At 74.1% G+C, this 1,241-nt stretch carries 2 protein-coding genes; both read left to right on the forward strand.

The annotated features are described in order from the left end of the window. Positions 1-402 (forward strand): DUF4328 domain-containing protein (locus G6024_RS15225; protein ID WP_159149091.1); only part of this gene is annotated, 402 nt, incomplete at its 5' end. 3 nt (positions 403-405) lie between these two features. Next, positions 406-1,236 (forward strand): glycerophosphodiester phosphodiesterase family protein, encoded by an 831-nt coding sequence (locus tag G6024_RS15230; RefSeq protein ID WP_069389506.1) that lies wholly within the window; start codon positions 406-408, stop codon positions 1,234-1,236. Positions 1,237-1,241: the final 5 nt, after the last annotated feature.

Raw genomic sequence — 1,241 nt, forward strand, 5'->3', positions numbered from 1 at the left:
CGGCGACGGGCGTACGGACCGGTTCGGGACCCCCGATCACGGGCGGGCCTGTGGGTGGGTGCCCTCCTCGTCGTCGTCAACTTTTTCCGCCTGCCCGTCTACCTCGAGGAACTGCGCCGGGCGTCGACCCGCGCCCCGTCCCGATCGGACCTCCGGCGGTGGTGGGCGGCCTGGGCCGTCAACGCCCTGGCGGTCGCGGTCGCCCTGTGGCGCGGCAGCGGGGAGGGCCCCCAGGCCGCCGCGGACACCGTGCTGCTCACCGCCCTCGCCGCACTCGCCGCGGCGTGGGCGGTCCGGGAGACCCGGGGCGTCATGAGGAGTTTCAGTGACCCTTCCCCGCGGTTCACCCGCAGGTTCATCGCGGCGGGGATCCTGGAAGCGTCAGCAACCCGGAAGGATTGAGACGTGACGGTCCCCGCGACCACCCACCTGCCCTCGCCCGTCTCCACCCGCAGCGGGGTCGTCGCACACCGCGGCGCCTCCGCGGAATTCCCCGAACTCACCCGGGTCGCCTACCAGCAGGCCCTCGAGCAGGGCGCCGAGGCGCTCGAGGTGGACGTCCGCCTCACCTCCGACGGCGTGCCCGTCCTGCTCCACGACCCCCGCACCACCCGCGTCGCCGACAGGGATCTCTGGGTCCACGCCAGCACCCTCGAGCAGATCTCCGCGCTCGACGTGGGGTCGTGGCACCCCGTGCACCGCGCCCCCGAAACGGTGCTCACGCTGCGCAGCTTCCTCGTCATGGCCGAGGCGTACCCGGACGTCCGGTTGTTCCTCGAGACCAAGCACCCGGTGCCGTCCGGCGGCCGGGTCGAGACGGCGTTGCGCGACGAGCTGACGTACTTCGGCCTCGACCGGGCCGCGTCGTTCGCGGACTCCCGCGCGGTGATGATGAGCTTCTCGGTCGCGGCCGTGCGGCGGTTCCGGCGGCTCGCCCCGGACGTGCCGACGGTGCAGCTGCGCGAGCGTCGGAACATCGTCAAGTCGTGGCCGGCCGAGGGGCTCGGTGCCCAGCTGATGGGACCGAGCATCGGGACGCTGCGGGCGCGGCCGTGGCTGGTCGAGTACTGGCGGTCGCGGGGGATGGGCACCTACTGCTGGACCGTCGACGACCCCGCCGACCTGCTGCTGTGCCGCGACCTCGGCGTGGACTGGGTCGGCACCAACGTCCCCTCGCGCGCGCTGACCGTCCTCGACGGCGGCGCGCCCCGGACCGAGGGGCCCGCGGGCGCCTGACGGGC

The organism is Dietzia maris (genome assembly GCF_014144855.1).
GTDB classification, from domain to species: domain Bacteria; phylum Actinomycetota; class Actinomycetes; order Mycobacteriales; family Mycobacteriaceae; genus Dietzia; species Dietzia kunjamensis.